We start from the raw sequence: 6,508 nt of genomic DNA, 5'->3' as shown, positions 1-6,508 counted from the left end.
TAGCTGCTATTTTAGTTTCTATAACATTTCTGTGTGGTTTAATTTATGTTTGTTACCTGAACATTAGAAGAGTTCTGGATTTTTTGGGACCGCACGGAGAAGATGTGGTAAAACGTATTTGCGCTTTTTTAGTTTTCTGTGTGGGACTACAAATTGGATTTACGGGATTACTTGTTTTATTGAAAATTTAATAAATTAAACCAGAGAAGTACTGTTTTTTAATAAGATCCGAACATCAATTATTTTAATTATGGAGAAAGATAGTAGCCATAAGTATTTTTTGAAAAAGTGGAAGCAACCTTAAAATGTCTAATTAAAAAAAACGCCATTGTATTCCAATGACGCTATTTGATATTGTAAAGTTGCTTTAATGTCAAATTGATAATTAAAAATTACACAAAGTACTGATTTTTGTATTAAATTATGGAATAAGTACAGCACGGCCTTTAATTTTTCCCTGACGCATTTTATCATAAACTTCGTTAGCCTGCTCCAAATCAAACTTTTCAATTTCAATATGGATTTTTTCCTGCCTGGCTAATCCTATAACTTCCATAAGTTCTGTACGAGACCCCCAGTACGGATTGGTCATTGTAACACCAAAAGGCAGTCCATTCATGCTGCCGTATTGATAATAACCTCCACCCAAGCCGACTATTGTCAAATCACCGTCCATACCTACAACTTTACTTCCCAGCTCTATTGTAGAAGTTATCCCCACAAAATCCAACACCACTTTAGCTTTTTTTATTCCAATTATTTTTAAAATTTGCTCAGCTGCGTCCGGGTCTTTAGAATTAACGGTATGGGCAGCACCCATTTCTTTGGCAAATTCCAGTTTATCTTCCGTAACATCGCATGCAATTATCTCCGAACCCGATATTTCCCTTAAAATCTGTATGGCCACATGGCCAAGCCCGCCGACTCCGATAACAACCACATATTCATCAGGCATAAGTTTAGGCAGTGACCTCTTAATAGCGGAATAAGGTGTTAGTGCTGCATCAGTTAATGGTGCTGCGATTACCGGATCCAGGTCGTAAATAGGTACTAATAATCTGGAAGATGGTACAAGCATATATTCGGCCATGCCTCCGTTAAGACCAAGCCCTCCACCGTAACCGATTTCACTTTGATGGTCACAGTAATTCTCTTTTGACTGCTGGCATGGCTTGCAATGCCCGCATCCCCAGGGTCCGTAGACCAGCACGGCATCTCCTTTTTTATAACCTTTTACCGTTTCCCCAACAGCTTCAACCCATCCGGCATTTTCATGGCCAAGGGTAAATACAGCATCTCCGGCGATTCCCCCGTCAATAATATGCAGATCGGAATGGCAGACTCCCGCTCCTCCAATCTTTAAGAGAACTTCGTCCCCTTTAGGAACTGGTTTTTCTAAATCGTTAACTACTCTTACCTCTTTATGCCCAAAATAACGTACTGCTTTCATAAATTTAATACTTTATGTTATTACTTTATTAAGAAGCAATTTACAAAAAAAAGTGCAAAATAATGATTTTCAGTATTTTAATATTGGAAATTTCCCGCTTTTTACTGTGAAATCGCCAGATTGCGGTGTCAGCTAATTTCTCTCAACAATATTCTCTGGTTTGGATGGTCGCTAAATTGCTAATTAGGATTGTTTGATTCTTAATGAAAACAGCGGGGTTTTTATCGCTGGCAATAGGCATTATAATTGGGCATGCCGTAACTTATAGTGTCAAATGTTTTTAAAAATTGTTATTGTGTTGTTCTAATTTAAGGTTCGAAATCCTTATCGGTTACGATAATTCAAAAAGCACCAAAATTGTTGGATTTTGCAAGTTTCTATTGTTTTTTTATTAGTGCTCTTTTCTCTTTTTCCAATCGTACTGCTCCTTACCAAGGTTGCCCGAATTTTTCTTTTCCAAACTCAAAAGCATTTTGTCTATTACCTTTCGATTAATCCATTGTCCATTTACAAAAACACCTGAGATCGTCCTGGTGTTACTTATGTCGTGTAAAGGATTTGCATCAAGTAAGATAAGATCGGCATATTTTCCAACTTCGATTGTACCTATTTTATCGTTGATTCCCAGCCAAACGGCAGGTAGTCGGGTGGCAGAAGCCAGTGCTTCTTCGGTTGTAAGCCCGGATTTCACTAAAAGCTCAAGTTCATCATGAAGCGAAAAACCCCAGATAACTCCAGACACTCCAGAGTCCGTTCCAGCAACAATTGGAACTTTTGCTTCGTTAAAAGCATTTACTAAACGAAATTGAAAGTCAACCATGCTATCAATACGGGCAATACGCTTTGGGTCAGTTTCATTATTATAATGATTATAATAAAGCCATTTACTCTGCATAAGTGGATGTACATATTTAAGACTTGGTAAATTTCTAATACCGTCCAGCGAATGTGTTTGTTCAGCAATCTTTTCCATCGTTGTTAAGGTTGGAGTAAGCCATGTTCCATTTTCTTTAGCAAGTTTTGCAAAACGCTGCGCATCCTCATTGCTCAGGTTCGTACTTTGTTTGGATAATTCTTCAGCATGTGCTATCATATCAAAATTAGGAACAAATGCTTCTTCTAATCTCCCTCGAAAGGCATTTGGGATATGACCCACAACTTTCATTTGATTTTTCAAAGCTTCATCAACAACAGCTTTATAGGTTTCGATGTTTAGCCCTGAGTACACCTTAATAAATTCATAACCTTGCGCTTTAGCCATACGAACGGTTTGTCTGCCATCTTCTGGCGTATTGGCAATATTACCGGAACCGTTCCCGCCATCTATCAGAAAAGCCAGTGCAATGCGAGGGCCAATAACCTTTCTTTTGATAATCTCATTTCTTTGTCCAAAATGTTCCACTCTGGCACTTAACTCGAAAACCGTTGTAACACCGTTTGCGATATACAACAGCATAAAATCTTGGGTGTCCGAAAAAAGAGTAGCACCTTTTGTAGGATAATTTGAAGCGAAATTTATGTCCGCTAAATTGTGAACATGCATATCAATCAGACCGGGAATTAGCCATTTGTTATTTGCGTCTATGATTTTTACATCGTCAGGAATTGTTCCATTAATTGAGAAAATTTTATTCTCTTTAATAACCAAAGTGGCATTTTTGATGACTGTGTTCTCTGCAGTCATCGGAATGATATTCACATTTTTAATTACATAAGTTTCATTTTTTAAAACACCCTCATTTGATAAAAGTTTTGAATTGGAACATCCACTGAGAATTGTCAGGATAAATAGAAGGAGTGACTTATAGTAATAATTTTGGTGTGCCATTGCCTTGATAAATTTTAGATAACTTATTTGTAATGATGACATGGTGACTATTACATGTAATTTTGGATTAGATTGCAGTGGTAGTCCTATTTTTTATTTCAAAAATATAAATTAATAGTTACAAATTATCAAAACGGACTTTGATGATAAGTAAAAGGTTTTCATAGAAAAGTGACTTCTTACAACTTAAACATCTCAAGGTGTAAATATTTATATGATATACTTGTATAATGAAAAAAGTTAATTATAGAATTTCTGATAATTCAAAAAATATACTTGCGACTTATGAATTTAATAAATATTATGAATATCCGTTGTCTTGTATTTCTTTTATTTTTTCTGCTGCCCATGCCTGCTTCTCCTCTTTTGACATTTCGAGGTCAAGGGCATATTTTTTATAATTCCATTCTAAAGATTCAGTAACTTCTTCAATTGTAAACTTTAAAGGCAGTATTTGAATTTTTTTGTCCTCAATATAGGTAACCTCACCAATTAATAATACAAAACCTCTAAAATTTAGTTTTTTTGCCCCCGATGGAGTTATGAAAATTTGAGGATTATGTGCCTTAAAACCACAACCCCAGCAATGAAATGGATTTCCAAACACATTATGATGACCTGGATTAAATAAAACATCTCCATCGAAAATATCCTCATTGTAAATATTATTGCAAATATTTAATTCTGGTACATCATAGTCCTCCTTTAATTTCATTAAACGATATGCCTCTTTAAAGAATTCATATATATGAAATTCATTGTTTATAAACTTTTCTTCGACTATTTTTTTCTCAGAATTTATTAATAAGGCTCTTACTTTATCCATGAAATAATTATTAAATAACGATAGATTTTTTTTTCTTTTGTGTTTACTGCTAACAAAAGCACAAATCAAATACTACTGAAAGTAAATAGTGAGTATTTCTAAGAGTCTATTGGTATATAAAATTATGCAAATTATTTTTTAATCGAATTAAATTTTCAACTAAAATAATTGTCAGCTCCATCTAATATGAGCATCTCGCTCATGCAGCTACTTGCGCCAAATTATTTTATCGTCTGCAATTTGTTATCTCTTTCATGTCTTTCCAGCGAAAATTCAATTATTTTTGAAATTAAATCTGGATATGAAATCCCTGTTTGCGCCCATAATTTAGGATACATACTAATTTCTGTAAAACCTGGTAATGTATTAATTTCGTTCAATACAAAAGTATTATCGTCTCTTAAAAAAAAATCTACTCTAGCTATACCTTCACAGCAAACTGTGGCGAATGCTTTCAATGCCGTTTCGCGCAATTTTTCTGAAATTTGAACACTGATATCAGCTGGAATTTTCGTTTTAGCGCCATCAACATCCTGGTATTTTGCATCATAGGAATAAAAATCCTTTGTCGGAATTATTTCGCCAATTACTGAGGATTTTGGCTCTTGGTTTCCTAAAATTGCACACTCTACTTCCTTGCCTAGAATTGCTTCTTCAACTAATATTTTGTTGTCAAATTTAAACGCCTCCTTAACTGCAGCTTCAAAAGTTACTTTATCAATAACTTTATTTACGCCTACAGACGATCCAGCATTTGATGGTTTAACAAACATTGGTAATCCAAGTTTTTCTTTTATTGCTTCAAAGTCAATCTTAGCCGATTCAACTTTATTAAGTGTTACAAAATCAGCGATAGGAATATTGTTATCTCGTAGTAATCGTTTTGTGACATCTTTATCCATGCAAATTGCTGAACCCAATATATCGGGACCTACAAATGGTATATTTAAAGATTTAAAGAATCCTTGTAGAGTTCCGTCCTCACCAAATGTTCCATGAATAATTGAAAAAACAACGTCAAAGGTTTCTAATACTTCAATGTTATTCTTATCTACTATCAATAATTTATCATCAACATTATCAATAAAAACAGGAATGGAGTTTTTGAAATAATCTTCTCTTGTTAAATTTACGTCCGCATTCTGATAATTAGTTTGAAATTTCCATCTACCTTTTTTATCAACTCCTAAAAGAATTACTTCAAATTTATTTTTATTGATTGCATTAAAAATATTTGTTGCCGAATTTAAGGAAACTTGATGTTCGGCAGACTTTCCGCCAAAGACCAGTGCAATTTTAGTTTTCATACCTAGTAATTGTTTTTATTATAATTCACAAATGCTTTAATTTTAATCAAAAGTTAGTAAAATTAATACATAATGTAATAATTGTTTTTTTACTAGAAACAAACATTAAGAATATTTTTAGCCAGATATTTATCTGGAGAAATTGATTCTATTAAAATATGAAGGCGGATTTTGACAATGAAAAGTAAAATTTATAACATAAAAATATTCTTTACTTTTTTAATCCTTCTTCGAATTCGGCAATGTTTCAAATTAGGCCATGAAAATAAAATGTAATTTAATGGTAAATTGATTCTTTGAGTAAAATAAATCAAAGTCAGTTTAGAATTGTACTTCTTTCCGTTGTATCTTACCTATATCTGGAATCCTTTTTTTTAAGCAACAAGGGTATAAGATAGTTCAATTATATATGCGGAGTAGATCTCTCATATTTGTTTCTATAGTCAATCAACCCATATTGGTATTGTAATTTTACTGTTCGTACTTACTTTCAGTTCCAAAGGAATGCCACAAAACTTAGAGTGGTGAAATATTCATAAAAGCCTTAACTTTTTGTTACAAAAAAGGTGTCCACTCCAAACTTCAATGGACATCTTATTGATTATTTTAATTAAAGACAAAGCAAGAATTGGTTCATAATTTTCCAAATACTCATGATTGGATGAGCAGAGCATCACCGCAAAGGATAGCGGTGTTGCAATCCCATTTGATGTGTACAGTTGGTTTTCCTCTTCTTATTAGGTCATCATCTATAATATCATCATGGACAAGGGTAGAATTATGAAAAACCTCGATTGCATAAGCCGCTGGCATTGCTAACTGGAAATCAGTACAAAAAAAATCTACAGTAGTAAAGTGAGAACAGGTCGTATGCATTTTCCTCCCTGAGTCATCATATACGTTATTGGCTCATATAGATTTTTAGGCTCCTTTTCTATAATCTGCGTCTCTATATAGAGATTGAATAGATCTGTATATTGTGCTATTGAATAATAAAATGAGGTATTTGAATATTTAAATTATAAAACATCTTATATTTTTTAATTTAAGAATCTACAAATTTAGTTCGTTCTTGATTGCCAAAACTCTTTTCTGAA

General features: G+C 33.4%; 5 protein-coding genes and 1 pseudogene. 1 reads left to right on the top strand and 5 read right to left on the bottom strand.

The features are described 5' to 3' along the window. Nucleotides 1-191: pseudogene (locus JC605_RS23780) on the top strand (MarC family protein); the annotation flags it as partial. A 230-nt stretch (nt 192-421) separates the two neighbouring features. Here the strand turns inward: JC605_RS23780 and JC605_RS18880 are convergent. From JC605_RS18880 to JC605_RS23925, 5 genes are all read right to left on the bottom strand, one after another. After that, nucleotides 422-1,450, bottom strand: a complete 1,029-nt coding sequence (locus JC605_RS18880; RefSeq protein ID WP_198857681.1) for an NAD(P)-dependent alcohol dehydrogenase — start codon at nt 1,448-1,450, stop codon at nt 422-424. A gap of 391 nt (nt 1,451-1,841) precedes the next feature. Beyond that, nucleotides 1,842-3,278 carry an amidohydrolase family protein gene (locus JC605_RS18875; protein WP_198857680.1) on the bottom strand — a complete coding sequence of 479 codons (1,437 nt, stop codon included), beginning with the start codon at nt 3,276-3,278 and terminating at the stop codon, nt 1,842-1,844. A gap of 301 nt (nt 3,279-3,579) precedes the next feature. After that, the gene (locus JC605_RS18870; protein WP_198857679.1) at nt 3,580-4,104 is read right to left on the bottom strand and encodes a hypothetical protein; all 525 of its coding nucleotides are present in this window, start codon (nt 4,102-4,104) and stop codon (nt 3,580-3,582) included. Nucleotides 4,105-4,325: 221 nt separating this feature from the next. Continuing rightward, entirely contained in the window at nt 4,326-5,411 is a 1,086-nt protein-coding gene (gene ddlA, locus JC605_RS18865) for a D-alanine--D-alanine ligase (RefSeq protein WP_198857678.1), read from the bottom strand. 651 nt (nt 5,412-6,062) lie between these two features. Beyond that, the gene (locus tag JC605_RS23925) at nt 6,063-6,224 is read right to left on the bottom strand and encodes a polyprenyl synthetase family protein (RefSeq protein WP_370569065.1); all 162 of its coding nucleotides are present in this window, start codon (nt 6,222-6,224) and stop codon (nt 6,063-6,065) included. Nucleotides 6,225-6,508: the final 284 nt, after the last annotated feature.

The sequence above is a fragment of the Flavobacterium sp. IB48 genome (assembly GCF_016405855.1).
GTDB classification, from domain to species: domain Bacteria; phylum Bacteroidota; class Bacteroidia; order Flavobacteriales; family Flavobacteriaceae; genus Flavobacterium; species Flavobacterium ginsengisoli.
This window is presented reverse-complemented; position numbering and strand designations above follow the sequence as displayed.

Bases quoted from the DNA above. Each gene is read 5' to 3' on its own strand.
- JC605_RS18880 (WP_198857681.1), bottom strand. From the start codon at position 1,450: ATGAAAGCAGTACGTTATTTTGGGCATAAAGAGGTAAGAGTAGTTAAC.
- JC605_RS18875 (WP_198857680.1), bottom strand. From the start codon at position 3,278: ATGGCACACCAAAATTATTACTATAAGTCACTCCTTCTATTTATCCTG.
- JC605_RS18870 (WP_198857679.1), bottom strand. From the start codon at position 4,104: ATGGATAAAGTAAGAGCCTTATTAATAAATTCTGAGAAAAAAATAGTC.
- ddlA (WP_198857678.1), bottom strand. From the start codon at position 5,411: ATGAAAACTAAAATTGCACTGGTCTTTGGCGGAAAGTCTGCCGAACAT.
- JC605_RS23925 (WP_370569065.1), bottom strand. From the start codon at position 6,224: ATGCCAGCGGCTTATGCAATCGAGGTTTTTCATAATTCTACCCTTGTC.